This is a genomic window from Bacillus cereus group sp. BfR-BA-01453 (genome assembly GCF_022662915.1).
GTDB classification, from domain to species: domain Bacteria; phylum Bacillota; class Bacilli; order Bacillales; family Bacillaceae_G; genus Bacillus_A; species Bacillus_A paranthracis.
The window spans coordinates 25918-50866 of sequence record NZ_JAKUEN010000008.1; the positions used below are offsets into that span (position 1 = coordinate 25918).

A 24949-nucleotide genomic window follows, 5' to 3' on the forward strand; every position below is an offset into this window, starting at 1 on the left:
TTTTCTTTTTCAAAAAGTGAGATGTATCCACTAGTAGAACGTATTCACTAGTGGAATTTTCACTTTAGCGTGCTTTGTTTTGTTTGGCAAGGAAAAAGCGTTTTACTTTGTTATTTGTATGACGGATAGGTATGTTATGCTGCTTTAATAAATGAATAAAGGCAGCTTTTCCTGTTTCTTCATCTTGCACTTCAAATTCAATTTCATAATCATCGTGATTGTAATAGAAACTATGATCAAAGACAAGCGTTCCGCCTTCAAATAACGTTTCAGCTCTTTCAGTTGTTAAACTACCCATATAAGTTAGAGCAGAAACAGGAATTTGTAGTTTGCATAGTTGATCCATTACAGCCCCTGAAATAATTACGTTTGTTTCCATCATCATTTTTGCTTCGTCTTCTGTTACGACTTGATGTGTTTCCAACAAGCCGACTTCTGCAGGTTGTTTCAATGTTAATGTATAAGTTTCTCCTTTATGACGAATACGAAGTGCAGAGCCAGCTTCTTTTAATGAGAGGCTCGGTGTTTCAAAGTAGTGATTCACCTGTTTCGTAAATCCTTCAATAGAGAATGATTTACATAATGTATTGAATTCTTCTTCTGTAACAATATTTTTAAATTCAATTTCAATTTCTTGTGTCATTGTATGCGCGCTCCTTTTGAAAAATAATTCTTTACACATTATCGCTTTTTCACAAATTTGGTTCAATGTTTTATTTGTTTGCGTCCATGTTATGATACAATAATACTGTTAAGTAAGACAGGAAGTTGAGATGGAGGAGTTAGAGCATGCAAAATAAAATCCAAGTTAAGAGCGTAGAAAAGAGAGAGAATGCTCTTATTTTTTGTGCGGAAAATAGTGAAATAGAGGTAAAGGAGTTAAGTGCGCGTAATCACGTACTTGTAGACTCAGATAATTTATCATTTTTATATATCTTAGAAAATGAATCATCTTTCATTTATGTAAGCATTCCGCATACATGCTGGGAAGCAATGCATGAAGCGATGAATAACGACGTGGTTATGTTCGTTCGCGTGAATGACATTGAAATGGAATTAGAAGGTTTGAAAGAAGAAGTAGAATATTTAGTTGAAAATATTGAAGGTAATGCAAATTACGGAGAAGAACTAGTAACTGCTGTAGAAAAAGTATTTCTATAAGCAAATGGATTGATTTTGGTGGTGGTTGAAATGAATCGAAATTGGGAAGAATTTTTAGCACCTTACCACCAAGCGGTGGCAGAGCTGAAAGTGAAACTAAAAGGAATGCGTACTCAATTTGCAATGTTAACAGAGCATTCTCCAATTGAGTTTGTAACAGGAAGGGTAAAGTCGGTTGCAAGTATTATTGATAAAGCGGAGAAGAGAAATGTACCGTTAGACAGGCTAAGAGAAGATATGCAAGATATCGCGGGCCTTCGAATGATGTGTCAATTTGTTGATGAGATTAAGCCTGTTGTAGAATATCTTCGAAAACGAAATGACTTTGAAATCGTGGAAGAACGTGATTACGTCACGCAGAAGAAAGATAGCGGTTATCGTTCTTATCACGTTGTCATTAGTTACCCAGTTCAAACGATTCAAGGTGAACAAAAAGTATTGGTAGAAATCCAAATACGTACGCTAGCAATGAACTTTTGGGCAACAATTGAGCATTCTTTAAATTATAAATATAGTGGACGTTTTCCTGAAGATATTAAAATACGCTTGCAACGTGCAGCGGAAGCAGCATTTTTATTAGATGAAGAAATGTCTTCTATCCGTCTTGAAATTCAAGAAGCGCAGAAAGCTTTTTCAAGAAAGCAAGAAACGAAAGATTCCGAATCATAAACTAAAGGGTGTTGGGCGATGAAATTTACAATTATGTCAAAGGGAGATCAATCATCAGATGCACTGGCAAGCACGATGAAAGAATACTTGCTAGATTTTGGATTTATAATGGATGAAAAGGAACCCGATATTGTAATTTCTGTTGGGGGAGATGGAACGCTTTTATATGCGTTTCATCGTTATTATAATCGATTGGATGAAACAGCATTTGTTGGTGTACATACAGGGCATTTAGGTTTCTATGCAGATTGGTTACCGACAGAAGTAGAGAAATTAGTAATTGCAATTGCTAAAACACCATTCCAAGTGGTGGAATATCCGCTTTTAGAAGTGATTATTCGCTATGTGAATGGGAGTAAAGAGTCGCAGTATTTAGCGATGAATGAAGCGACTGTAAAAAGTGCAGAAGGTACATTAGTAACAGAAGTGGAAATACGCGGAGAGTACTTTGAAACGTTCCGCGGGGATGGCCTTTGTATTTCTACTCCTTCGGGAAGTACTGCGTATAATAAGGCGCTTGGCGGAGCAATTATTCACCCTTCTATTGAAGCGATTCAAATTGCGGAAATGGCATCTATTAATAACCGGGTGTTTCGTACAGTAGGTTCGCCGCTCGTATTGCCGAAACATCATACATGCGTGCTGAAGCCGACTGCAGGAATGAACTTACAAATTACGGTGGACCATTTAACGATGGTTCATCAAGATGTGAAATCAATTCAGTATCGCGTGGCAAATGAGAAAGTACGATTCGTTCGTTTCCGTCCATTTCCGTTCTGGAAACGAGTTCGTGACTCGTTTGTTGCAGATAAATAGAAAGGGTTTATATATTTGAACAGATTTACATTGAAATGGGATATAGACTCGGCTGAGGAAGGAACTTTGGTTAGAGAATTTTTAAAAACAAAAGGGATCTCCAAAGCCGCATTAACGGATATAAAGTTTCATGGCGGATCTATAGAAGTAAATGGTCAACATGCGAGCGTTCGTCATCAGTTGCAAGCTGGTGAAGAATTACGTGTCTTTTTTCCCGTAGAGGAAAGAAGTGAAGGGATGATTGCTGAAGATATTCCTTTATGTATCGTATATGAAGATGATGCAGTTCTTGTCATAAACAAAGAGGCAAACATGTCAACGATCCCGTCTAGAGAACATCCGGCAGGAAGTGTTGCGAATGCGCTCTTATCTCATTATGATAAGCGACATCTTGCAAGTACGGTGCATATCGTAACGAGGTTAGATCGTGATACTTCAGGGCTTATGCTTATTGCAAAAAATCGTTTCGTACATCATCTTTTATCGAAACAGCATCAACAAAAAGCTGTGAAAAGAACGTATGAAGCGATTGTTCACGGTGAGATGGTAGAAAGAGAAGGAACGATTGACGCACCGATTGGACGAAAATCGGATAGCATTATTGAGCGGACAGTTTGTGAGGAGGGGCAAAGAGCCGTTACTCATTTTAGAGTGATCGATAGCGTCAATCATAAGACGCACGTATCACTTGAGCTCGATACAGGGAGAACGCATCAAATTCGTGTGCATATGGCGTACATAGGACATCCGCTACTTGGCGATAATTTATATGGTGGAAAAAGAGATGAAATGAAACGACAAGCGCTTCACAGTACATCCTTGACGTTTTATCATCCTATTTTAGAGAAAGAAATGTCTTTCACTACACCGATTCCAAGCGATATGCAAGCGATATTAAGACATATTTAACAAGGGAACAAAATTCTTATGTAACGAAGAATTTTGTTCCCTTTTTTTTAGCGGAATAATATTAAAATTTGATTGTCGCCCGTGCGCTTTATAACGAAAAAGCCACTTTCAGATTTTGTAGCAATGCCATCGTTATTTGGACGACAATATCCATGCGTTTCGCAAGTACCGTCATCACGTACTAACATTTGTCCAATTAATCCGACAGGAAGCCACTCGTTACGGTCTTTTCTTGCTATATATTTGCAAGCTGGATCCCATTCTGTATTTAAAAGAGGTTGTATGTCTTGCGATTCCGTACGTACATATTGACGTTTTCCGAAGCTATCTGTTTTATAGCGTTTTTGCCAACTTAAAGCACCGCTATTTCCTATAAGAGCGGGGGTGGCACTAGATATTCCTAAAATGAATGAATCGTTTGAAGTAGCGATTCGAATTTTTTCTTCGCTACTAAATGTAACGAAATAACCTACATCAATAAAAGTATTGTCTACTGTTTCAAACATTTGCGCAAAATCAGTTCCGCTTGCATTGTAAGAAGCGCCCTCAATGTACATTTCTCCATTATGAGCAAGCCACTTTGCACCGATATTATGATCGGTTTCATTTGTGCCGTTTGCAATAAACCAAGAATAAGATTCATCTGCTGTGCCGAAGCGCCCCATAATATGGCTACCTGCAAAATGAGCTGTTGATGTATGATTACCTTCCGCATGAGAAGAGAATCCGTTAGCGATAGTCGCGGTTCCTTCTGCATGTGCTGCTTCGCCTAAAGCGATTGTATGTTTACCTTCCGCATGGGAATAAGCGCCACCTGCTGTCGTTTCACTTCCTTCACTATGGGAACTATGTCCAGTTGCTTTTGTTTTTGATCCTTCTGCATGAGAGAAAGAACATTTTGCGTGAGTAAGAAGCCCTTCTGCATGTGAAGCTGTACCCTCTGCATGAGAGTGAAGACCCTCTGCATATGCATACCGCCCATCTTTTTTTACTTTTGTGTTTTCAGATGTAGGGGTCTGAATGATAATCGTTTTTTCTGTTTGTATATCACCTGATGGTACTAATGCTTCTTTAATTTTTTTTACTTGATTTATAATAGCAGCTGGAATTTCTGCTTCCGCTTTTTTATTTATTGCTACAGGGCTGTTCTCTTCTGTATTCTTCTCTACTTGCTCAGAAGGCACAATCTGTTCAATATGAGTAGAGAGAGGTTTATTTTTTTGCTGCATCTTTGCTTTTCTATTATCAATTATGCGGCTCATTACAGCATTCTGTAATGAGACATATTTTGGTCTATCTTTGTTTTTTGTGGAAGCCTCTTGTTCTTCCAGTTCTTCTACAGCTGCAGCTCGAATGCTGCACCAGTTGTTAATTCCGTACATGGGCAGATAAAAAGGCGGGCATTTTCTTTTTTGTTTAGAAGATTTTTTCTTCATTCTGTCACCTCCTGCGACAGTATATGCCGTGTCATTAAAAAAAGATGCACTTTATTGCATCTTTTTTTAATGACTTTACCCAATTTTTATCCCATTTTAGTGGGGGGGCTGCCCATTAAAGTGGGATTGGTGAGGGCTGATTAAAGTTTCACTTTATATGAGAGACGCCTAAAAGATACGGTAATCCTTACATATGAGTTATGAAATTGGGCGGAATTTCTCAGGGACAAAAGGCAGGGAGGAAGGAACGGAAACAATCTCCATTTCAGGATAACGTAGTCCAGTTAGTTTGCCACCAAATACAGCACCAGTGTCAATATTGACTGTATGATTTACAAAGCGAGGTTCTTTTACGGGTGTATGTCCATATACAACCCAAGCTGTTCCTTTATACTCCTTCGCCCAGTCGCGACGGACAGGTGAACCGTCAGCATGTTTTTCTCCTGTAATATCGCCGTATAATACAAAGGTTTGTACTTTTTTATCTTTTCTTCCTATGTAATCTTGCCGAATGCCGGCGTGACACACAATTAACCTTTTTTCATCGAGTACATGATATAAAGGGGATTGCTCGTAAAGTGTGATGAATTTTTCTTTTATCATGTTTTGTTGATGAGAAGGTAGTGCTTCATATTCGGCAACAGTTGTTTCGAGTCCATGAGCGATTGTCACATTACGTCCAAGGAAAAATCGGTATAGTTTATTGCAGTGATTTCCCGGAGCGTAATACGCTACTTTTTTATTTATGACAAGTTCCCATACAAATTCAATCATACGTAATGAATGAGGACCGCGATCTGTGATATCGCCAACAAAAGCAAGCTTGCGTTGATCAGGGTGAATCGGCAAGTCACTATTCCAGTTATATCCGAGTTTTTTCGTTAAATCTTGAAACTCTTGGAAGCATCCATGAATATCCCCTATAATGTCATATTTCATATTTAAACCTCCATCATATTTTTCATTAGTATATCTAAAAAAGGATAGAGATAAAAATATACCGTTTTTGTGCTTCAGTTAAACATAAAGATTTTCGTTCTTGAGCGGACGTTTAAAACAAATCCAATCGCTATCATGTATGTGAGTAAGGAACTTCCTCCGTAGCTCATAAGGGGTAATGTGATTCCTGTAATAGGTAGTAGTCCGATTGTCATCCCGATATTTTGAAATACTTGAAAAGTAAACATTCCGATTGTACCAGCGCAGATGTAACTACCGAAAGGGTCATTACTTTCTATAGCGATATGAATCATGCGGAAAATAAGTAGAAAAAAAAGTGCAATAATGACGCTTGCGCCTAAAAATCCGAATTGCTCAGCGACATTCGTGAAAATAAAATCTGTATGTGGTTCTGGAAAGTATACTTGTCCATTTTCCCAACCTTTTCCTTGCATTTCTCCTGATCCAGTAGCTAAGAAAGCTTGTCTTAATTGATAGCCTTGCGCATCATATTTGTATGGCGCTAACCAGCCGTAGAAGCGATTTAATTGATATTCTTGTAAAATGTGTGCTTTAAAGAATTTTGTATGAGTAAAAAAAATATACGTTAATGTAACACCAGTTGCAAAGATACCGGAAGCTAACCCGAAAATAAAACGCCAACGTATACCAGAAACTAATATCATTGCTGCAAGCATAGCTGAAATTACCATTGTGTTTCCTAAATCAGGTTCCTTTGCGATAAGTAGTAGGGGCGGCAAACTTGTTGCGCATATTTTTCCGAGTAATAAAAAATCATCGTGTATTGTTCGGTAAAAATATTTCTCATTGTGATTTGCTATAATTCGTCCGGTGACGATAATTAAAAACAATTTCATAATTTCAGAAGGCTGGAAATTTCCGATGCCTGGGAGCCTGTACCAAGCGGTCGCACCTTTAATTGTAATGGCACCTGGTACTTGAAGTTCTAGCCCAATTAGTAGTACCAATGCAAAGCTATATAAATACCAAGCAATTTTTTGATAACGATCGAAATCGATAATCATAATAACACCGATGGCTATGAATCCAATGAAGTACCACTGGATTTGCTTTAATACAAAATTTACATTTTGCAAAAATGGTGGTAAAGAGGCTTGTGCACTTGTAATTGCAAAGCAACTAACAGTCCCAATGGCAAATAAGATGCATAGTAATACGTAGTCTATTTGATATTGAGAATTTGGATCTTTCAATGTATGTATTCCTTTCTATCGCCTAGTAAATATATGGATTATGTCATGAAAAAAATAATATACAAGCAGACTATGCATACATTTATTCCACTATTTGCGGGAAGTCATACATCACAAGGAAGGAATTCCCCCTTGTGATGGATTAGATTGCATGGAGTTCTTTTGTAACTATATTCAAACAATGAGAAAGGCGAGTATGTGTATCGGTCGTTGGAATGAGTTCTGGATATAGCTGATAAAATGTTGTAGCGTTTTTATACCATTCGCAAGCTTTTAACAGACTCGTTTTGTAATAGTCAGTCTCTTGTAGAAAACCATATTTTTTTGAATGTAAAACGAGATGTGAAAAATCTTCGCAACCTTCAAGGTATTTGTGATGTACTTGCTGTCCAGTATGAAGGCGGAAAGAACTTAAAGGTTCCGTGATGTAGATCGCATCACCTTTGGAAAGTAAACTGATCCAAGAGGCCATATCAACACTACAATTATAATTTCTCCCATTTAAAGTACCGAAAGGTTCTGTTAATAGGCGTTTTCGAAAGAGTACAGTCGTAGGTTCACCGATAATATTTTGTCCTAGTATAAGCATATGGTTTCCAAGATCTGTCCCATTTAGTAGAGTATCTTCATCATATAATCTTTTCATGGAGGGATGTTGTTCAATTATCTCTCCATCATCATTAATCCAAGTACGATAAGATGTAATAAGTGCGAGATTTTGATCTAAGTCTTTTTGGAAATAAAACATCATTTTTTCAATTTTATTATTATAAAATATATCATCGTCCATTAAGAAATTTATATACTCTCCATTTGATTGTTCTAAAAGCATAAGGGCGTTATGAAATTGTCCTAAAGTAGAGGGGTTTCGAATGTACGTTATATGTTTATGTTTATGTAAATAATCTCTGTATATTAATTTTTCTGTTTCATTATTTGTGCTATCGTCTCCTACAATAATTTCAATATTGGAATACGTTTGTGCTAATGCACTTTCTAGAGCAATTTTAAAATAATGTGGCCGATTATAGGTAGGAATAAGGATGGAAACGAGAGGTACATTTTTTATGTTTTCCATATACAACTACCTTTCAGAAATTTTCTGTGTAAGAATAATATCTTGATAACTTGTGTGTTCAGTTCTGCCACACCATGAACCATAATGGGGAGGAGTCTGCATTTCTAGCCCATATTTATTTAATAGAGTACGAATATCTTCCTCAAGATAGGCAACTGCGAAATTCGGGATATCTTTATTTAGAACATAACAATTGTCAATTTGATGGTAAAAACCTAACGGACTTAGTCCTGCATTTAAGTAATAGGAAGATTCAGGGTTAATTAAAAAGAAAGTAATAAAACATCTCCCATCCTTTTTTAAAACTCGAGAAATTTCACTTAAGTAATGTTCTAATTCTTTCGGAAGAAGATGGGTAAATACAGACGTTAAAAAAATAAAATCGAATGATTCATCTTCATATGGAAACTTGTATTGGGAAGCATCTTCTTTTCCATCGGGATTGTAGAATTGGTTATATATATCGACATGTTCAAAATGGAAATTGTTACGGCGTGTTGAAATGTTATTTTTGCACCATGTAATTCCCTTATTAAATAAGTCAAATCCATAATAATTACCATCATCGCTTAAATAGTTCATTAATGGAACCGCCATCCGGCCGATACCACAGCCTACATCTAACACTGTTTCATTTGATTTTAAATTGCCAATTTCAATAAAATACTGCATAAACTCTTTTCCAACTTCTTCAAAATGACCACCTACATATTGAACAAGTTCTGGAGGTGGGATTAATGTAATTTTTTTCTCATTTTCGTTCAAAAAATTCACACCTTTCTTATAGTAAAGTAGGAAATTTCTACTTTATATTGAGGGGAGCTTTGCTTTTATTCATTACAAGATTGGTTTTCATGAATTAGTAGTATCATAGTACCCCTCAACTAAATATTTTTTTATTCTATTCTTTTCTCCAAAAAATACCAAAATCATCGATTTGAGTCATAGGAGTTTTTATGTTTCTTTCACTTCTGAAATCTGTTACAGCCTCTGCGCATGTTATCAGTCCATAATCATCAATAATAATAAAGCCACCTATTGAAACTTTATCGTATAAATTTACAAGACTATCCATCGTTGATTCATACATATCACCATCAAGGCGTGCAATTGCAATTTTTTCTATCGGTGCTGAAGGCAATGTATCTTTAAACCAACCCTTTAAAAATTTCACCTGATCATTTAATAAATCATATTTTCTAAAGTTTTCTTGCACTGTTTCTAAAGAAACTCGTAAGTAATCGAATGTGTGCAAATAATCACCGTAATCTTTCGGGTATTGTTCTAAGTTAGGTGCGGGCAGACCTTCAAACGAATCAGCAACCCATACAGTACGATCCTTAATGTTGTTTGCTTGTAAAAACCCATTCATAAAAATACATGATCCTCCGCGCCATACACCAGTTTCAATAAAATCGCCCTCTATATTTTCCCTGACTACAGTTTCCATCGCCTCTTGTAATTGATTCATACGTTTTCGACCAACCATGCTGTGTGCAGCTCTTGGCCAATCCTTGCCACCTTGACGCTCATTGTTTGAAACATTAGGATTAACGATTTTTAAATTGTGATTTTCTACATACTGCTTAAGAAATAAAGGAAGGGGAACTGTAACTGGTTCATATGATAGCTCTTTAGATATATGTAACGAAGCAGGTAAGTATGGTTCGTATTCTAACCATATTTCAAATAAAATTGTTTTCTTTAATAGCTCAAGATAGAGCTGGACAGCTGATTTATTTTCCATATAAGTGCCTCCTGAAGAATGTCATACAACATTATGACTATGTAGAAAAGAAGGATTTAATGATTGAATTTACCAATGAAAAAGCAGTAAAACTGATATCAGTTTTACTGCTAAGTAAAAATTTAAGCGATTTTTTCAATAATAATGGATGCACTCGTACCAAGAGCTAATGATAATCCAAGCCCTGTAACAATTACTTCAACTAATGATGGAGTTGTCGTAATTTGCGTAATTGCTTGAATAACGATAGGTGCTCCAAGTGAGATTAAACTTGATCCAGTACCTGGTACAGGTACTCCATTCACTTGGATTGTAAGACCTCCTAATGCACTAACTGTTGCAGTATTAGCGATAACAGTAATTTTATAGAATCCAGTTTCACTAATTACGAAAGTATCAGCATCTAATTGAGAAATTGCTGTACCAAACTGAGATCCAACAGTATTAAATGGTAGTGGATCATTAATTCCTAGATCTAAAGAAATCCCACCGGAGTTAAATGCATATAATCCTGCTGGAAGTCCTAGCCCTGATGGTCCAGTCGGTCCAGTCGGTCCAGTTGGCCCAGTTGGCCCGGTAGCCCCAGTCGGTCCAGTAGCACCAGTGTCACCAGTTGGCCCAGTCGGTCCAGTAGCACCAGTGTCACCAGTTGGCCCAGTTGATCCAGTCGTACCAGTTGTACCAGTTGGCCCAGTCGTACCAGTTGTACCAGTTGGCCCAGTCGGTCCAGTAGCACCAGTTGGCCCAGTCGGTCCAGTCGGTCCAGTTGGCCCAGTTGGCCCAGTTGGTACAGTTGGCCCAGTCGGCCCAGTTGGTCCAGTCGGTCCAGTTGGCCCAGTCGGAAGGGTAAACGGTGGTATTGGTGGTAATGTTGGTCCTACAAGATTAGGGTCAAATGCACTAGCTGATAAAGATTCATCGGGATTCAATCCATCTGAATAATTATTATTTGACATAAATTCACCTCCATAAAGCGTTCATTATATAGTAGATGCAAAACCGAAAGAAAATGACACGGACATTTGAATTATTGAAAAGAAATCTTAAACTGCTTGTGCAAGTTAAAAAAGTGGAAAGTTTATTGTATGTATAACATATGATTGATTTGGAAGAGGGTGATTATGTTGAACAAGCAAGGAATTACAATTAGTTTATGTATGATTGTTCGAGATGAGGAAGATACAATAGGTCGATGTTTAGATGCAGTCGAAAAAATTGTTGATGAAATTATTATAGTTGATACAGGTTCCATTGATCGAACGAAAGAAATTGTAGCTCAATATACCTCTAACATATATGACTTTCCATGGATTAATGATTTTGCAGCAGCAAGAAATTTTTCTTTTTCAAAAGCAACGCAAGAGTATATATTGTGGCTAGATGCAGATGACGTATTATTAGAAGATGCTCAAGAAGCATTGAAACTTTTAAAAAGAGAATTAGATCCTAAAATTGATGCTGTTTCGATGCCGTATCATCTTGCATTGGATTCTAGCGGGAAACCTTTATATTGTACAAAAAGAAATCGACTTGTAAAGCGTGAAAAACAATTTCAATGGTTTGGAAAGGTTCATGAGTATTTAGCTATTTCTGGTGAAACTTTTAGTAGTAATGTTGCTATTACACATAAAAAAGAAAAAAAGGTAACAAATCGTAATTTGAAAATTTTTCAAAATGCTGTAGCTGCAGGAGAAGAATTGAGTCCGAGAGATTTATTTTATTACGCTAATGAATCTATGGATAACCAAAAATATGATGATGCAGTTATGTTATATGAAACATTTCTTAATCAAGATGAAGGATGGTATGAAGAGAAAATTTATGCATGTGGTAAGTTAGGAGATTGCTATGCAAAGCTTGGATCATGGGAAAAGGCAATTGAATCTTGCGTGAAGTCGTTTCGATATGATGTTCCTAGAGGGGAGAATTGTACAAGAATAGGATATATATATATGGAACAACAAAAATATAACGAAGCGATATTTTGGTTTAAACTTGCAACGGAAGTACCAATGGCGACGGAGAGTCCGTTTCATAGTCCAGCGAGCTATACATGGCTTCCTTATTTACAAATGTGTATTTGTTATAGCAAGTTAGGTGAGCAAGATAAAGCTTATTATTACAATGAATTAGCGGCTGCTTATGTTCCAAATAATGCTGCAATTGAATATAACCGCAAATATTTTCGGAGTGTTTTTGATAAACAATATAAATCGTTATAGGCAGCTTTTTTTAGAAATGGCTCATCGCGATTCTAACTCTAATAGATTGGCTATATAGTAAAGTATCGGCAATGTAACTAGTACAGGTTACATTTATAGACTTTAAATGAGATTTATATTTCAAATTCAATTTGCATAAGGAGTGTGTAAAATGAATTCCCCAAAAAATTCTTTATACGAAGAAAAGTCTGGGCATTATTATAATGCAGTGAATCCGAATTTATTAAAGCATATAAAAAAGGAATGGAAAGAAGTTCTTGATATCGGTTGCTCGAGTGGTGCATTGGGAGCTGCCATAAAAGAAAATGGCACACGTGTATTTGGAATTGAGGCATTCCCAGAGGCGGCAGAACAAGCAAAAGAAAAACTAGATCATGTCGTTTTAGGCGATATAGAAACAATGGATATGCCGTACGAGGAGGAGCAATTTGATTGCGTTATATTTGGTGACGTATTAGAGCATTTATTTGATCCTTGGGCTGTAATAGAAAAAGTAAAGCCATATATAAAAGAAAATGGTGTGATTTTAGCAAGTATACCAAACGTTGCTCACATTTCAGTATTAGCACCGTTACTTGCTGGAAATTGGACGTATACAGAATATGGTTTATTAGATAAAACGCATATTCGTTTCTTTACATTTAATGAAATGCTCCGAATGTTTCTAAAAGCAGGATATTCGATTAGTAAAGTAGATCGTGTATATATTGATCATAAAGTGTATGAACCGTTAATTGAGGAGTTATATGGAATTTGTAAGAAATATCGTCTTGGAAGTGGCTTCATGGCTGAGACGGTCGTATTTCAGTATATTATTGAAGCAGAAAAATCACAGTTATGAGTGCTGGTGAAAAAACAATATTATTTGTTACGTGTATAAATGATCGGAAAATGTATGCACAGTGTGTACGGCATATATTGAGATTGGCAGTGCCTCCAGGATATATTGTACAATTTATGCCAATTCGGAATGCGAAAAGTATGACGAGCGGATATAATCAAGCGATTTCGCATCCAGCGAAATATAAAGTATATATACACCAAGATGTTTTCATTATGAATGTAGCATTTTTATACGGATTACTTCAATTATTTAACGAACATGAACATCTTGGAATGATTGGAATGATTGGAGCCCAATATGTTCCTCCAAACGGGATATGGAATGAAGGCAAGGGAGTTGTTGGGAAAGTAATTGGTTATATGAACGATTTATTTTATATGGCAACGCAAGAACAACCGTACCATGAGTCAAAAACATTTATACCTGTGGAATGTATAGACGGTTTATTGATGGCAACGCAATACGATATTCCGTGGCGAGAAGACTTGTTTGATGGGTTTGACTATTATGATGTATCTCAGTCATTTGAATTTAGAAAAGCTGGCTATACAGTTGGGGTTCCTGTACAGCGTGATGCGTGGTGCATTCACTATCATATTGATGTGAATATGACCAACTATGACAAGTATAGAAAGATATTTGTGGAGAACTATATGTCAGATGTAAATCAAGATGAATAGAGGGGCTACAAAATGAAGGATCGTACAATATTAGTTGTTGTTTGTGTAAATAATGAAGAGCTATTTGAACAATGCGAGAGACAAATAAGAAACCTTTTTGTTCCCCCTGATTATGTCGTGCAAATTTTTCCGATACGAGATGCGAAAAGTATGGCAAGCGCATATAACCGAGCACTTTCATATCCCGCGAAGTATAAGGTTTATATACATCAGGACACTTATCTTATTAATCGAGAGATGTTTTATACACTTATTTCCCTGTTTAAAGATAATGAAAAGCTCGGCTTAATTGGAGTAGCTGGAGCTCAATTTTTACCGAGTAACGGGATATGGTGGGAAGGGAAAAATTTAGTAGGGAAAGTGATTGAGTATAGAAGACGGAATTATCAACTATTAAATTTAGATCAGGGGTTTTATGGAAGCCAATCTTTTATGTCGGTGCAGGCAATTGATGGCTTATTCATGGCAACGCAGTATGATATTCCGTGGCGAGAAGATTTGTTTCAAGGGTTCCACTTTTATGATGTATCACAGTCTTTAGAGTTTCAAAGGGCTGGTTATTTAATTGGTATCCCAAATCAATCAAATTTATGGTGTATTCATTATAACGGAGATGAATTTGATGCGGATACATATGAGAAAGATCGAAAAGTGTTTGTAGAACAGTATAAAGATATATTATCTCCATCATAAGGGAGAGATGCAGAGTGAAAGGGATTATTTTAGCAGGCGGTACTGGATCGAGGTTATACCCAATAACGAAAGTAACGAATAAACATTTGCTTCCTGTTGGACGTTATCCAATGATTTATCATGCGGTATATAAGCTGAAACAATGCGAGATTACAGATATTATGATTATTACAGGTAAAGAGCATATGGGAGATGTTGTTAGTTTTTTAGGAAGCGGTCAAGAGTTTGGCGTGTCCTTTACGTATCGTGTGCAAGATAAGGCTGGTGGAATTGCGCAAGCATTAGGGCTTTGTGAAGATTTCGTTGGGAACGATCGCATGGTAGTTATATTAGGTGATAATATTTTTTCGGATGATATTCGTCCGTATGTTGAAGAGTTTGCAAATCAAAAAGAAGGTGCGAAAGTACTGCTGCAATCTGTAGATGATCCAGAGAGATTTGGCGTAGCAAATATTCAAAACGGCAAAATAATTGAAATTGAAGAAAAGCCGAAAGAGCCGAAAAGTTCCTATGCAGTCACAGGAATTTATTTGTATGATTCGAAAGTCTTTTCTTATATAAAAGAATTAAAACCTTCCGCAAGGGGAGAGCTTGAAATTACAGATATCAATAATTGGTATTTAAAACGTGAGGTACTTACTTATAATGAAATGAGCGGTTGGTGGACTGATGCAGGAACTCATGTTTCTCTTCAAAGGGCGAATATGTTAGCGCGGGATATAAACTTTGGTAAACAGTTTAACGGAGAATAGGTGAGAATATGGAAGTTATAGAAACAAACTTTACCGACGCAAAATTGTTAGAACCGAGGTTATTTGGAGATGAGCGTGGCTTTTTTACTGAAAGTTATAATAAGAAGGTGCTAGAAACATTAGGAGTTACGTATTCATTTGTACAGGATAATGTTTCGTATTCGACAGAAGCGGGAACGATTCGGGGGTTACACTTTCAAAAAAATCCGAAAGCACAAACGAAACTTATTCAAGTTATGCAAGGAGCAATTTATGACGTTATCGTTGATTTGCGAAAAGATTCACCAACGTTTAAACAATGGAGAGGATATATTTTAAGCGCGGATAATCATCGGCAATTATTAGTGCCAAAAGGATTTGCACATGGTTTTTGTACACTTGTTTCGCATACGATTGTTATGTATAAAGTAGATGAGTATTATAGTGCTAATCATGATTCAGGGGTAATTTGGAGTGATAAAGAATTAGCAATTCCATGGCCGGTAACAAGTCCTATTTTGTCTGATAAAGATCGAATATTGCCATCACTTCAGGAATGTGAAGATAGTTTTTGAGTAGGAGAGTTGTTTATGAATATATTAGTAACAGGTGGAGCTGGATTTATTGGAAGTAATTTTGTGCATTATATGTTACAAAGCTATGAAACATATAAAATTATTAATTTCGATGCATTAACATATAGTGGAAATCTAAATAATGTAAAGTCTATTCAAGATCATCCGAATTACTATTTTGTAAAAGGGGAAATTCAAAATGGAGAGCTGCTGGAGCATGTTATTCAGGAACGTGATGTGCAAGTCATTGTCAATTTCGCAGCTGAATCACATGTGGACCGTAGTATTGAAAATCCGATCCCTTTTTATGATACAAATGTAATTGGGACAGTCACCTTATTAGAATTAGTAAAAAAATATCCACATATTAAACTCGTGCAAGTATCAACGGATGAGGTGTATGGATCTTTAGGAAAAACAGGGCGATTTACCGAGGAAACCCCGTTAGCTCCAAATAGTCCATATTCTTCAAGCAAAGCGAGCGCCGATATGATAGCTTTATCTTATTATAAAACATATCAATTACCAGTTATCGTAACGCGTTGTTCCAATAACTATGGGCCGTATCAATATCCTGAAAAATTAATTCCGTTAATGGTTACGAATGCGCTCGAAGGAAAAAAATTACCGTTATATGGCGATGGTTTAAATGTAAGAGATTGGTTACATGTAACGGATCATTGTCGTGCGATTGACGTTGTTTTGCATAAGGGACGTATAGGAGAAGTATATAATATAGGTGGAAATAATGAAAAAACAAATATAGATGTTGTGGAACAAATTATTACTCTCTTAGGAAAAACGGAAAAGGATATTGAATATGTGACAGATCGTTTAGGACACGACCGCCGTTATGCGATTGATGCAGAGAAAATGAAGAATGAATTTGATTGGGAACCGAAGTATACGTTTGAGCAAGGGTTACAAGAAACGGTGCAATGGTATGAGAAGAATGAGGAATGGTGGAAACCATTAAAAAAGTAAGGGGCATATAAATGAGAGAACGAATTATCATAACAGGAGCAAATGGTCAATTGGGAAAGCAACTACAAGAAGAGTTAAATCCTGAAGAATATGACATATATCCATTTGATAAAAAGTTACTAGATATAACAAATATATCCAAAGTGCAGCAAGTGGTACAAAAAATAAGGCCACATATCATTATTCATTGTGCAGCGTATACGAAGGTTGATCAAGCTGAGAAAGAACGAGATCTTGCTTATAGAATAAATGCAATAGGGGCTCGAAATGTAGCAGTTGCCTCACAATTAGTGGAGGCAAAGTTAGTTTATATTAGTACGGATTATGTATTTCAAGGTGATAGACCGGAAGGGTACGATGAATTTCATAATCCGGCGCCGATCAATATATACGGGGCTTCTAAATATGCGGGAGAGCAGTTCGTCAAAGAGTTACATAATAAATACTTTATCGTTCGTACATCATGGTTGTATGGTAAGTATGGAAATAATTTTGTGAAAACGATGATGCGATTAGGGAGAGAAAGAGAAGAAGTATCTGTTGTAGCGGATCAAATCGGTTCTCCTACGTATGTGGCGGATTTAAATGTAATGATTAATAAGCTCATCCATACTTCTTTATACGGTACGTATCACGTATCCAATAGAGGATCATGTTCTTGGTTTGAATTTGCAAAGAAAATATTTTCGTATGCAAATATGAAAGTGGATGTATTACCGGTTTCAACTGAAGAATTTGGATCGGCGGCAGCGAGACCAAAATATTCTATTTTCCAACATAACATGCTGCGATTAAATGGTTTTTTACAAATGCCTTCTTGGGAAGAAGGATTAGAGCGTTTTTTTATAGAAACAAAAAGTCATTAACAATTTTAAGTTAATGACTTTTTTGTTTGCCTTTAAGAGGTTTTATGTTACTATAATTATAGTATCAGGTACTAATAACAAGTATAAGTATTTCTGGGAGGATATATCATGGAACTATTACAAGGGAAAACATTTGTTGTTATGGGCGTTGCGAACCAAAGAAGTATTGCATGGGGAATTGCTCGCTCTTTGCATAATGCAGGTGCAAAATTAATCTTCACATATGCAGGAGAACGTTTAGAGAAAAACGTTCGTGAATTAGCGGATACATTAGAAGGACAAGAGTCACTTGTATTACCTTGTGATGTAACAAATGATGAAGAACTTACAGCTTGCTTTGAAACAATCAAACAAGAAGTTGGTACAATTCACGGTGTAGCACATTGTATTGCTTTTGCAAATCGTGACGACTTAAAAGGTGAATTTGTAGATACTTCTCGCGATGGATTTTTACTTGCACAAAATATTAGTGCATTCTCTTTAACAGCTGTAGCAAGAGAAGCGAAGAAAGTAATGACAGAAGGCGGAAATATTTTAACGTTAACATATCTTGGCGGCGAGCGCGTTGTGAAAAACTATAACGTTATGGGTGTTGCGAAAGCTTCATTAGAAGCGAGCGTGAAATATTTAGCGAACGATTTAGGCCAACATGGCATTCGCGTTAACGCTATTTCTGCAGGTCCAATTCGTACGTTATCTGCAAAAGGTGTAGGCGACTTTAACTCAATCTTAAGAGAAATTGAGGAGCGCGCACCACTTCGTCGTACAACAACTCCAGAAGAAGTTGGGGATACAGCAGTATTCTTATTCAGTGATTTAGCACGCGGCGTAACAGGAGAAAACATTCACGTTGATTCAGGGTATCATATCTTAGGATAATTATAATATGAACTGTTAAAGGACAATCTCTACATGTTGAGATTGTCCTTTTTATTTGTTCCTGGAAAGAACGATTTTTAACGAAAGTTCTTACCATGTGATGAATATAACTATAATAGTACACGATTTATCCAGCTACGTATGGAAGTGGGAGGGACGAGTGTGAAGAATAAAAATAAAAGTTCAACAGTTGGAAAACCGTTGTTATATATTGCACAAGTAAGTTTGGAACTTGCTGCACCGAAAATAAAAAGAATTATTTTAACAAACTTTGAAAATGAGGATCAAAAAGAGGAAAGTAATAGAAACGAAAATGTTGTAAGTAGTGCGGTGGAAGAGGTAATAGAAGAACAAGAAGAGCAACAAGAGCAACAAGTAGAAGAGAAAATAGAAGAAGAAGAGGAACTGGAACAGAAACAGAAAGAACCAGTGAGAACTGTCCCGTATAATAAATCATTTAAGGATATGAATAATGAAGAGAAAATTCATTTTTTATTAAATCGCCCTCATTATATTCCGAAAGTAAGGTGCAGAATAAAAACAGCTACAGTCTCATATGTTGGATCAATCATATCGTATCGTAATGGAATTGTAGCGATTATGCCACCAAATAGCATGCGAGATATTAAGTTGTCTATAGATGATATCCAATCAATTAGTATGGCTGGCTTTTAAATATGTAAAGGTGGTAGAAATCTTCTACCACCCCAATAGTTTTTTAGTTTACTTCACTTATTAGATAGAAACGTCGCGTAAGCATTGAATCGCACAGAAACAGCTTAAATCTACAGTAATGCAAGTAGTGGTAGATATTAATCTTGCATTTGGTACAGCTAAAAACGTACAAATTGGATCGTCACCAGGTGGTATCGAAGTACCGTCACCTAATACTACACTTAATACACGTAGCACAGCACAGCTATCATCATCTACGCTTTCCACACGGAAAATTGGAGATCGGCAGCTAGTAAGGCTTGATGATGGTGCAAATGCTTCAAAAGGTTCTCCAGTTTTTGTGTATAAAATAAAAGGGCGTGTATTTGCTACTGATGCAGTGTTGTGTGCACCTAAAAATGGAATTTCACAACCAGATCCACACGTAGTAGTAGAACAATCTTGTAGTTCATTGATGAATTTTACAACGTCAACTACACAATGAGAAGAGCTATGGTGTTTATTTTCGTTACAACTCATTAATGTCACTCCTTATCTTCTTGTTTGTATTTACATTAATAAGATATTGGAGTCGAGGAGATTTGGTCACAATCTCAAGACCTTTTTTTTTAAATAGGCGAAAGAAGATAAGGGAAGGTGGAATTATGCTGTTTACAAGTTGGCTTTTATTTTTTATTTTCGCGTTAGCTGCTTTTAGGCTCACCCGTTTAATTGTTTATGATAAAATTACAGCTTTTTTGCGAAGACCGTTTATTGACGAATTAGAGATTACAGAGCCGGATGGAAGTGTATCAACTTTTACAAAAGTAAAAGGTAAAGGATTAAGAAAGTGGATTGGCGAATTATTAAGCTGTTATTGGTGTACAGGTGTATGGGTTAGTGCTTTTTTATTAGTGTTATATAATTGGATCCCTATCGTTGCAGAACCGTTACTTGCGTTATTAGCTATTGCAGGAGCAGCAGCAATCATTGAAACGATTACAGGATATTTTATGGGAGAATAATATATTTTCATACTAAGAGAAAAAGCGGAGTTTAAAAGAATGAGGGAACGGAAATAAAGAGTTGTTCATATAGTAAATAGACAGAATTGACAGTAGAGGAGATGTTTGCTGTGAGCAATAATCCAAGGCAAAATTCATATGACCTGCAGCAATGGTATAATATACAGCAACAGCACCATGCACAACAACAGGCATATCAAGAACAATTGCAACAACAAGGGTTTGTGAAGAAAAAGGGATGTAATTGTGGGAAAAAGAAGAATACAATAAAACACTATGAAGAATGAAACACTCATGTTACCGTGAGTGTTTTTTATTATACATAAAAAGCGGTATTTCAAAGGTGAAATACCGCTTTTTACTAGCTAATTTGTGCAACTGTTAATGCTGCAGCACGAACGTCTACAGTTCCTATTAACTCAACTGGTACAATTCGAATTAAGTCACCAGGGTTTAAGTTAATAAGAATAACACCGCTGGATACGTCTACTTCGCCAGTACCAATAACGTTAGAACGAACTGCTGTACCTGATCCAGGAATAATGTTAGCTGGCGTACCTAATGATAAGAAGAAACGACCAGCTTCTGGTGCAGTAGGTACATTATCAAGACTAATTGTTAATGTATAACTGATTTGATAAATACCAGCTCGTAGAATTCGAATGCCATCTCCGACACTTACCGTATCATTTATTACAGGAACAGTAATATTTGGGTTTGGACTGACGCTAGGTAATAGTAGTGGTGTAAATAGTGAAGCGAACTGAGGTGCAGACGCGTTGAAAGCAAAACCGAAGGCAGGTAGTGTACTAGCTGGTTTTGCCTCGCAATCAATTTTCGTAAATTCGCAATCAGAAGAGAACATGTTTTTCACTCCTTTATCTGTTTCTACTTTCAGTTAATGAAAAGGACAGGTTCTATGTTCTAGACAAGTTCCCAATTTTAATAAATTTACATAATAATACTCTTTAAGCATGGATTGGGTGGCAGATAATTCTGCCACCCAATCCATGCTTAACTCATTATTTAGATTTAAATCGTAACATCACGTAAGCATTGAATAGCGCAGAAGCAACTTAAATCAACAGTAAGACAAGTGTTGGTCGATATTAATCTTGCATTTGGTACAGCCAAAAACGTACAGATTGGGTCGTCACCAGGTGGCACAGGAGAAGTATCACCTAATACTACAGTTAATACACGCAATACAGCGCAATCATCATCATCTATACTCTCGACACGGAAAATTGGAGATTGGCAGCTAGAAAGGCTTGCAGATGGCGCGAATGCTTCAAATGGTGTTCCGGCTTTTGTGTATAAAATAAAAGGACGTGTATTTGCTACTGATGCGCTATTATGTGCTCCTAAAAAGGGGACTTCACAACCAGATCCGCATGTTGTCGTTGCACATTCTTGTAGTTCATGTATAAAACGAACGACATTAGATACACAGTTGAAATCAAAATCATGTTGATGATCTTCGTTACAATTGCAGCTCATTATGTTCACTCCTTCTCATGAGTTCTGACATACACTATTACAATATGAGTGGGATATGGTTGATATTACGTTAATTCTTATGATAAAAAGAGGAATTTATATAGGAGGGATGTACATATTGCAATATAAAAAAAGACATCCTTATTTCGTGGATGTCTTTTCAGGTAAATCTTTTCGCACAGTATACAAAAAGCGAGATATATCTAATTTTTTTCCTCTAAAAAATTGCGGAGAGGAAATGTACAATTCTTCTTTCGCACGTGTAATTGCGACATAAAGTAGTCGGCGTTCTTCTTCTAAAGCTTCAGAAGTCTCTGTAACACGATCGTTTGCATCTTTTAAAGAAGAAGTATGAGGCAGAATACCATCGCTCGCCCCGAGTAAAAAGACACATGGAAATTCAAGGCCTTTTGCGTTATGAATAGACATAAGCGAAACAGCATCTTTTTGCGGCATTGTTTTTAATGCTTCCATTTCTTTTTGCCCTTGAATGGCTTCATCAATAAATTGTAAATAAGCTGGAATGTCGGTGAAACGATTTGCTGACTCCATTAATTCTTCTAACATTTCTTCTTGTATATCTTTATGCATCGTAAAGGAAGAACGATCGTTACTTTGTAAGTACTCTAAATACTTTCCTTTACCATGAATAATTTCTTTTAATGCTTTTTTCGGTTCTAATTCTTTTATAAATTTAATAAAATCGATACGCTCATTTACCTTTTTCACTTGAAAAGGTTTTAAGTTCGGATTTAATAATAAGAAATGAAGAAGAGAAGGGAAACGGCCTTCACCATATTTCCATTGTTCACGTTCAATAAATGAAATACAATCATCACGCCCGATATACATCGTTGGTAATATGTTTGAAAGTGATTCTAATCGAAATGGTTCAATTACTAGTCGTAAATGATCCAATACAGGCTTAATTAAAGAATGTTCATAAAATGACTGACTCGCACCGTGCTTAATAAACGGGATTTTATGAATGGTAAGCTGATCAAGTAACGAACGGCTTACAGAATGTGTGCGATACAGTAAACAAAAATCTTTATAGTTTCGTTCACCACTATCTACTTTTTCTTGAATGAGCTGCAAAATTTGATTTGCTTCATCAAGAGTCGTAGCCGGTCTTGCATAAAAAGGTTGTACACCTTCTTCACGAACAGAATATAGCTCTTTATCAAACCTTTCTTGATTTAGTTTGATAACTTCATTTCCAAGTCCGACAATAAAAGGATTGGATCGATAATTCGTATTAAGGGCGATAATCGTAGTGTTATCAAATTCTTTTGGAAAAGATAAAATAATTTGGTGACTTGCTCCTCGCCAGCCGTATATAGCTTGATCGTCATCACCTGCGATAAATAAATTATTTCTTGGCGAAGCTAACAATTTTACAATTTCATATTGAGCATACGATGTATCTTGGAACTCATCTACTTCAATATAGTGGAAACGTTGTTGTAATTGGGTAAGCAAAGGAGCGTTATTTTCTAACATATAATATGTTTCTAATAAGATGTCATCGAAATCAATATAATTATATCGTTGTTTCACTTCTTCAAAACGCTCGTATACTTCTTTAAATTCTTGTTCAACGGGTGTTTTTGCTTTTACATCTTTCGGACGATTTAATTTGTTTTTCTCAAGTGAAATCATCGCGAGCATCGTTTCAGCATCATAATCGTCTTTTAAACGCAATTCTTTTAAAATTTTCTTTATCATAATTTGTTTATGTTTTTCGTTTGCTAAAATTTGCTGATTATATCCTTGACTACGAAGCAATTTTAAAAAGACAGAGTGGAATGTACCAGCAACAACGTAGCTACTTGCAGCATGATTCATACCCGGTAAATTCGCTACACGATTTCGGATTTCTTCAGCCGCTTTTTGTGTAAATGTAAGTAATAAAATATTTCGCGGATGAACTTGTTTTACATTTACTAAATAACCGACGCGAGTTGTTAAAACAGATGTTTTCCCGCTTCCGGCACCAGCCAGTGTAAGAACAGGGCCTTCTGTCGTTCGTACGGCTTCTAATTGTTTTTCATTTAAAAATACATTTTGCTGTTCGAGAGCGCGGAAATACGCCGCATCTGCATCTTCTTCCATAATTAAATGGGTAGATGTTTTTGGGATATGATATGTTGCACGTGGAATATCAGCGTGCGTTAATGATTTTTGTGAAAATTTTTCTTGTGTCATATATTCACCTTCAAAACTATAGCATCAACATTTAACTTTAGCGGAAGAAAAAGAAAATAGCAATGTAAAAAACAGGAGGGGATACCTCCTGTTTTCAAATTACAATTCTTTTATCATAACGATGTGAGGAATATTTGCTTCCATAAATACATCAGAATTCGTTACATATCCAAGTTTCTTATAGAAATCTTCAGCATGTGTTTGAGCATGCAGCTTCAATTTTGGTAGCGAGTTTTCCTTCGCATATGCTTCAAGTGCATTCATAACAATTTTTCCGATGCCTTTTTTTCTATGGGAAGCTAGTACGCAAATGCGTTCCATTTTTCCTATTCCATCAATGGTGCGAAAACGCCCAGCACCAACGGGAACATCATTATCATATATAACAACGTGTATGGAAGTTTCTTCAAACTCATCATACTCTTCTTCGGCAGAAACTTGCTGTTCCTTCACAAATACTTGCTTACGTACAGAGAATGCATCTCTTAGTTGTTCCTCTGTTTGTACGATCTGTGCATGCAAATTAGTTGTTCCCCTTTCCAAGGCGGAATGTTTCGTGTACAGTCCATGTTCCGTTTTCTAATTGATATAGAAGGTGGAAGCGGTCAATTGGTTGTTCGTAATAGAAATCTTTCATACGTAATCGACCTAGTACATCAGCATGCTCTGCATCTGATAAGCCTTGTCCAATTGTTAAATGAGGTACAAAAGCGTATTCGCGTTCTTGTGTAAAGAATCCGCTATGCATTTCCTCATTTAAGAAAGTAAGTTCAGGTGTTTTTTCTACTTTAAAATAAATAACATTATTAACAGGTGCGAATGAACCAACTTTTCCAACATGAAGGGTGAAAGGGTTCGTTTTACTTGCGATTGTATGTAACTCGTTTACAATCGATTCTAATTGTTCATCTTGCGTCTCAAAGGGTGTTTTCAATGTAATATGTGGCGGAACTAATGCGTAGTGCGGATCATAACGTTTACGCAATCCGTTCGCTTTATCTTGAATCATTTTAGATGGAAAAATTACAATGCCTAATTTCATGTTCCAATTCCTCCCTTTGTAAGTCTAGTTAGATTTTGAGAAAATAACTCTCTTAA

Annotated in this window: 30 protein-coding genes; 16 read left to right on the forward strand and 14 right to left on the reverse strand. The window is 36.3% G+C overall.

The window, feature by feature from the left end; all coding sequences use genetic code 11:
- Positions 1-64: 64 nt before the first annotated feature.
- Positions 65-643: a CYTH domain-containing protein gene (locus tag MR070_RS16745; protein WP_242261647.1), complete on the reverse strand. Its 579-nt coding sequence runs from the start codon at positions 641-643 to the stop codon at positions 65-67.
- Positions 644-789: 146 nt separating this feature from the next.
- On the opposite strand from MR070_RS16745, the gene MR070_RS16750 reads away from it, so the two are divergent.
- Genes MR070_RS16750 through MR070_RS16765 form a run of 4 tightly spaced genes read left to right on the forward strand, consistent with a single transcriptional unit; the run spans position 790 to position 3555 of the window.
- On the forward strand, positions 790-1161 hold the full coding sequence (locus MR070_RS16750; RefSeq protein WP_001180003.1) for a UPF0738 family protein: 372 nt from the start codon (positions 790-792) through the stop codon (positions 1159-1161).
- Positions 1162-1191: 30 nt separating this feature from the next.
- Complete coding sequence (yjbM, locus tag MR070_RS16755; RefSeq protein WP_001081482.1) at positions 1192-1830, forward strand: GTP diphosphokinase; 639 nt, start codon at positions 1192-1194, stop codon at positions 1828-1830.
- 18 nt (positions 1831-1848) lie between these two features.
- On the forward strand, positions 1849-2646 hold the full coding sequence (locus MR070_RS16760) for an NAD kinase (protein WP_000673184.1): 798 nt from the start codon (positions 1849-1851) through the stop codon (positions 2644-2646).
- A gap of 15 nt (positions 2647-2661) precedes the next feature.
- Positions 2662-3555, forward strand: coding sequence for an RluA family pseudouridine synthase (locus MR070_RS16765; protein WP_014481609.1), 894 nt, complete (start codon positions 2662-2664; stop codon positions 3553-3555).
- 47 nt (positions 3556-3602) lie between these two features.
- Here MR070_RS16765 and MR070_RS16770 read toward each other — a convergent pair whose 3' ends face one another.
- From MR070_RS16770 to MR070_RS16800, 7 genes are all read right to left on the reverse strand, one after another.
- Positions 3603-4991 (reverse strand): peptidase G2 autoproteolytic cleavage domain-containing protein, encoded by a 1389-nt coding sequence (locus MR070_RS16770; protein WP_242261648.1) that lies wholly within the window; start codon positions 4989-4991, stop codon positions 3603-3605.
- A 198-nt stretch (positions 4992-5189) separates the two neighbouring features.
- Complete coding sequence (gene prpE, locus MR070_RS16775) at positions 5190-5930, reverse strand: bis(5'-nucleosyl)-tetraphosphatase PrpE (RefSeq protein ID WP_242261649.1); 741 nt, start codon at positions 5928-5930, stop codon at positions 5190-5192.
- Positions 5931-6004: 74 nt separating this feature from the next.
- The gene (locus MR070_RS16780; protein WP_242261650.1) at positions 6005-7165 is read right to left on the reverse strand and encodes an FtsW/RodA/SpoVE family cell cycle protein; all 1161 of its coding nucleotides are present in this window, start codon (positions 7163-7165) and stop codon (positions 6005-6007) included.
- A gap of 142 nt (positions 7166-7307) precedes the next feature.
- Positions 7308-8243, reverse strand: a complete 936-nt coding sequence (locus MR070_RS16785) for a glycosyltransferase family 2 protein (protein WP_242261651.1) — start codon at positions 8241-8243, stop codon at positions 7308-7310.
- A 6-nt stretch (positions 8244-8249) separates the two neighbouring features.
- On the reverse strand, positions 8250-9008 hold the full coding sequence (locus tag MR070_RS16790) for a class I SAM-dependent methyltransferase (protein ID WP_242261652.1): 759 nt from the start codon (positions 9006-9008) through the stop codon (positions 8250-8252).
- 136 nt (positions 9009-9144) lie between these two features.
- Positions 9145-9990: a TylF/MycF family methyltransferase gene (locus MR070_RS16795; protein ID WP_242261653.1), complete on the reverse strand. Its 846-nt coding sequence runs from the start codon at positions 9988-9990 to the stop codon at positions 9145-9147.
- 122 nt (positions 9991-10112) lie between these two features.
- On the reverse strand, positions 10113-10946 hold the full coding sequence (locus tag MR070_RS16800) for a BclA C-terminal domain-containing protein (RefSeq protein WP_242261654.1): 834 nt from the start codon (positions 10944-10946) through the stop codon (positions 10113-10115).
- Positions 10947-11111: 165 nt separating this feature from the next.
- Here MR070_RS16800 and MR070_RS16805 point away from each other — a divergent pair, with 165 nt between their 5' ends.
- The 10 genes from MR070_RS16805 to MR070_RS16850 all read left to right on the forward strand — a co-directional run bounded on the left by MR070_RS16805 (position 11112) and on the right by MR070_RS16850 (position 19139).
- Entirely contained in the window at positions 11112-12212 is a 1101-nt protein-coding gene (locus MR070_RS16805) for a glycosyltransferase (protein WP_098145179.1), read from the forward strand.
- Positions 12213-12363: 151 nt separating this feature from the next.
- Complete coding sequence (locus MR070_RS16810) at positions 12364-13053, forward strand: class I SAM-dependent methyltransferase (protein WP_242261655.1); 690 nt, start codon at positions 12364-12366, stop codon at positions 13051-13053.
- A complete protein-coding gene (locus MR070_RS16815) occupies positions 13050-13736 on the forward strand; it encodes a glycosyltransferase family protein (protein WP_070805502.1) in 687 nt (228 codons plus the stop codon). The genes MR070_RS16810 and MR070_RS16815 overlap by 4 nt, the downstream gene beginning before the upstream one ends.
- A 12-nt stretch (positions 13737-13748) precedes the next feature.
- Complete coding sequence (locus MR070_RS16820) at positions 13749-14429, forward strand: glycosyltransferase family protein (protein WP_000654997.1); 681 nt, start codon at positions 13749-13751, stop codon at positions 14427-14429.
- 14 nt (positions 14430-14443) lie between these two features.
- The gene (locus MR070_RS16825) at positions 14444-15181 is read left to right on the forward strand and encodes a sugar phosphate nucleotidyltransferase (protein ID WP_000676174.1); all 738 of its coding nucleotides are present in this window, start codon (positions 14444-14446) and stop codon (positions 15179-15181) included.
- Between the two features lie 8 nt (positions 15182-15189).
- The gene (rfbC, locus tag MR070_RS16830) at positions 15190-15735 is read left to right on the forward strand and encodes a dTDP-4-dehydrorhamnose 3,5-epimerase (RefSeq protein WP_242261656.1); all 546 of its coding nucleotides are present in this window, start codon (positions 15190-15192) and stop codon (positions 15733-15735) included.
- 15 nt (positions 15736-15750) lie between these two features.
- Positions 15751-16719, forward strand: coding sequence for a dTDP-glucose 4,6-dehydratase (rfbB, locus tag MR070_RS16835; protein WP_001024148.1), 969 nt, complete (start codon positions 15751-15753; stop codon positions 16717-16719).
- 11 nt (positions 16720-16730) lie between these two features.
- Complete coding sequence (gene rfbD / locus MR070_RS16840) at positions 16731-17585, forward strand: dTDP-4-dehydrorhamnose reductase (RefSeq protein ID WP_242261657.1); 855 nt, start codon at positions 16731-16733, stop codon at positions 17583-17585.
- Between the two features lie 108 nt (positions 17586-17693).
- Positions 17694-18464 carry an enoyl-ACP reductase FabI gene (fabI, locus tag MR070_RS16845; RefSeq protein ID WP_242261658.1) on the forward strand — a complete coding sequence of 257 codons (771 nt, stop codon included), beginning with the start codon at positions 17694-17696 and terminating at the stop codon, positions 18462-18464.
- Between the two features lie 141 nt (positions 18465-18605).
- Positions 18606-19139, forward strand: coding sequence for a spore coat CotO family protein (locus tag MR070_RS16850; RefSeq protein ID WP_113711178.1), 534 nt, complete (start codon positions 18606-18608; stop codon positions 19137-19139).
- Between the two features lie 60 nt (positions 19140-19199).
- Here the strand turns inward: MR070_RS16850 and exsY are convergent, their stop codons facing one another.
- Positions 19200-19658, reverse strand: coding sequence for an exosporium assembly protein ExsY (gene exsY / locus MR070_RS16855; protein ID WP_044792732.1), 459 nt, complete (start codon positions 19656-19658; stop codon positions 19200-19202).
- Positions 19659-19783: 125 nt separating this feature from the next.
- Between exsY and MR070_RS16860 the strand changes: the two genes are divergently transcribed.
- Both MR070_RS16860 and MR070_RS16865 read left to right on the forward strand, forming a co-directional pair.
- Entirely contained in the window at positions 19784-20143 is a 360-nt protein-coding gene (locus MR070_RS16860) for a DUF1360 domain-containing protein (RefSeq protein WP_000899662.1), read from the forward strand.
- Between the two features lie 101 nt (positions 20144-20244).
- A complete protein-coding gene (locus MR070_RS16865; protein ID WP_003266501.1) occupies positions 20245-20430 on the forward strand; it encodes a hypothetical protein in 186 nt (61 codons plus the stop codon).
- 74 nt (positions 20431-20504) lie between these two features.
- Here the strand turns inward: MR070_RS16865 and exsF are convergent, their stop codons facing one another.
- The 5 genes from exsF to MR070_RS16890 all read right to left on the reverse strand — a co-directional run bounded on the left by exsF (position 20505) and on the right by MR070_RS16890 (position 24893).
- Positions 20505-21008 carry an exosporium protein ExsF gene (gene exsF, locus MR070_RS16870; protein WP_000492941.1) on the reverse strand — a complete coding sequence of 168 codons (504 nt, stop codon included), beginning with the start codon at positions 21006-21008 and terminating at the stop codon, positions 20505-20507.
- A 167-nt stretch (positions 21009-21175) separates the two neighbouring features.
- The gene (gene cotY, locus MR070_RS16875; protein ID WP_001277715.1) at positions 21176-21643 is read right to left on the reverse strand and encodes a spore coat protein CotY; all 468 of its coding nucleotides are present in this window, start codon (positions 21641-21643) and stop codon (positions 21176-21178) included.
- Positions 21644-21784: 141 nt separating this feature from the next.
- On the reverse strand, positions 21785-23851 hold the full coding sequence (locus MR070_RS16880) for an ATP-dependent helicase (protein WP_000191172.1): 2067 nt from the start codon (positions 23849-23851) through the stop codon (positions 21785-21787).
- 99 nt (positions 23852-23950) lie between these two features.
- Complete coding sequence (locus tag MR070_RS16885) at positions 23951-24373, reverse strand: GNAT family N-acetyltransferase (protein WP_242261659.1); 423 nt, start codon at positions 24371-24373, stop codon at positions 23951-23953.
- 1 nt (position 24374) lies between these two features.
- Positions 24375-24893: a YjcG family protein gene (locus tag MR070_RS16890; RefSeq protein WP_000765876.1), complete on the reverse strand. Its 519-nt coding sequence runs from the start codon at positions 24891-24893 to the stop codon at positions 24375-24377.
- Positions 24894-24949 lie beyond the last annotated feature (56 nt).

Excerpts from the sequence above, each read along its gene's own strand:
- MR070_RS16810 (WP_242261655.1), top strand. The coding sequence starts at position 12,364 with ATGAATTCCCCAAAAAATTCTTTATACGAAGAAAAGTCTGGGCATTAT.
- MR070_RS16750 (WP_001180003.1), top strand. The coding sequence starts at position 790 with ATGCAAAATAAAATCCAAGTTAAGAGCGTAGAAAAGAGAGAGAATGCT.
- MR070_RS16800 (WP_242261654.1), bottom strand. The coding sequence starts at position 10,946 with ATGTCAAATAATAATTATTCAGATGGATTGAATCCCGATGAATCTTTA.
- rfbC (WP_242261656.1), top strand. The coding sequence starts at position 15,190 with ATGGAAGTTATAGAAACAAACTTTACCGACGCAAAATTGTTAGAACCG.
- MR070_RS16745 (WP_242261647.1), bottom strand. The coding sequence starts at position 643 with ATGACACAAGAAATTGAAATTGAATTTAAAAATATTGTTACAGAAGAA.
- prpE (WP_242261649.1), bottom strand. The coding sequence starts at position 5,930 with ATGAAATATGACATTATAGGGGATATTCATGGATGCTTCCAAGAGTTT.
- exsF (WP_000492941.1), bottom strand. The coding sequence starts at position 21,008 with ATGTTCTCTTCTGATTGCGAATTTACGAAAATTGATTGCGAGGCAAAA.
- cotY (WP_001277715.1), bottom strand. The coding sequence starts at position 21,643 with ATGAGCTGCAATTGTAACGAAGATCATCAACATGATTTTGATTTCAAC.
- MR070_RS16880 (WP_000191172.1), bottom strand. The coding sequence starts at position 23,851 with ATGACACAAGAAAAATTTTCACAAAAATCATTAACGCACGCTGATATT.
- yjbM (WP_001081482.1), top strand. The coding sequence starts at position 1,192 with ATGAATCGAAATTGGGAAGAATTTTTAGCACCTTACCACCAAGCGGTG.
- MR070_RS16805 (WP_098145179.1), top strand. The coding sequence starts at position 11,112 with ATGTTGAACAAGCAAGGAATTACAATTAGTTTATGTATGATTGTTCGA.
- MR070_RS16890 (WP_000765876.1), bottom strand. The coding sequence starts at position 24,893 with ATGAAATTAGGCATTGTAATTTTTCCATCTAAAATGATTCAAGATAAA.
- MR070_RS16865 (WP_003266501.1), top strand. The coding sequence starts at position 20,245 with ATGTTTGCTGTGAGCAATAATCCAAGGCAAAATTCATATGACCTGCAG.
- fabI (WP_242261658.1), top strand. The coding sequence starts at position 17,694 with ATGGAACTATTACAAGGGAAAACATTTGTTGTTATGGGCGTTGCGAAC.
- MR070_RS16770 (WP_242261648.1), bottom strand. The coding sequence starts at position 4,991 with ATGAAGAAAAAATCTTCTAAACAAAAAAGAAAATGCCCGCCTTTTTAT.
- MR070_RS16850 (WP_113711178.1), top strand. The coding sequence starts at position 18,606 with ATGGAAGTGGGAGGGACGAGTGTGAAGAATAAAAATAAAAGTTCAACA.
- MR070_RS16760 (WP_000673184.1), top strand. The coding sequence starts at position 1,849 with ATGAAATTTACAATTATGTCAAAGGGAGATCAATCATCAGATGCACTG.
- MR070_RS16820 (WP_000654997.1), top strand. The coding sequence starts at position 13,749 with ATGAAGGATCGTACAATATTAGTTGTTGTTTGTGTAAATAATGAAGAG.
- MR070_RS16815 (WP_070805502.1), top strand. The coding sequence starts at position 13,050 with ATGAGTGCTGGTGAAAAAACAATATTATTTGTTACGTGTATAAATGAT.
- rfbB (WP_001024148.1), top strand. The coding sequence starts at position 15,751 with ATGAATATATTAGTAACAGGTGGAGCTGGATTTATTGGAAGTAATTTT.
- MR070_RS16785 (WP_242261651.1), bottom strand. The coding sequence starts at position 8,243 with ATGGAAAACATAAAAAATGTACCTCTCGTTTCCATCCTTATTCCTACC.
- rfbD (WP_242261657.1), top strand. The coding sequence starts at position 16,731 with ATGAGAGAACGAATTATCATAACAGGAGCAAATGGTCAATTGGGAAAG.
- MR070_RS16795 (WP_242261653.1), bottom strand. The coding sequence starts at position 9,990 with ATGGAAAATAAATCAGCTGTCCAGCTCTATCTTGAGCTATTAAAGAAA.
- exsY (WP_044792732.1), bottom strand. The coding sequence starts at position 19,658 with ATGAGTTGTAACGAAAATAAACACCATAGCTCTTCTCATTGTGTAGTT.
- MR070_RS16860 (WP_000899662.1), top strand. The coding sequence starts at position 19,784 with ATGCTGTTTACAAGTTGGCTTTTATTTTTTATTTTCGCGTTAGCTGCT.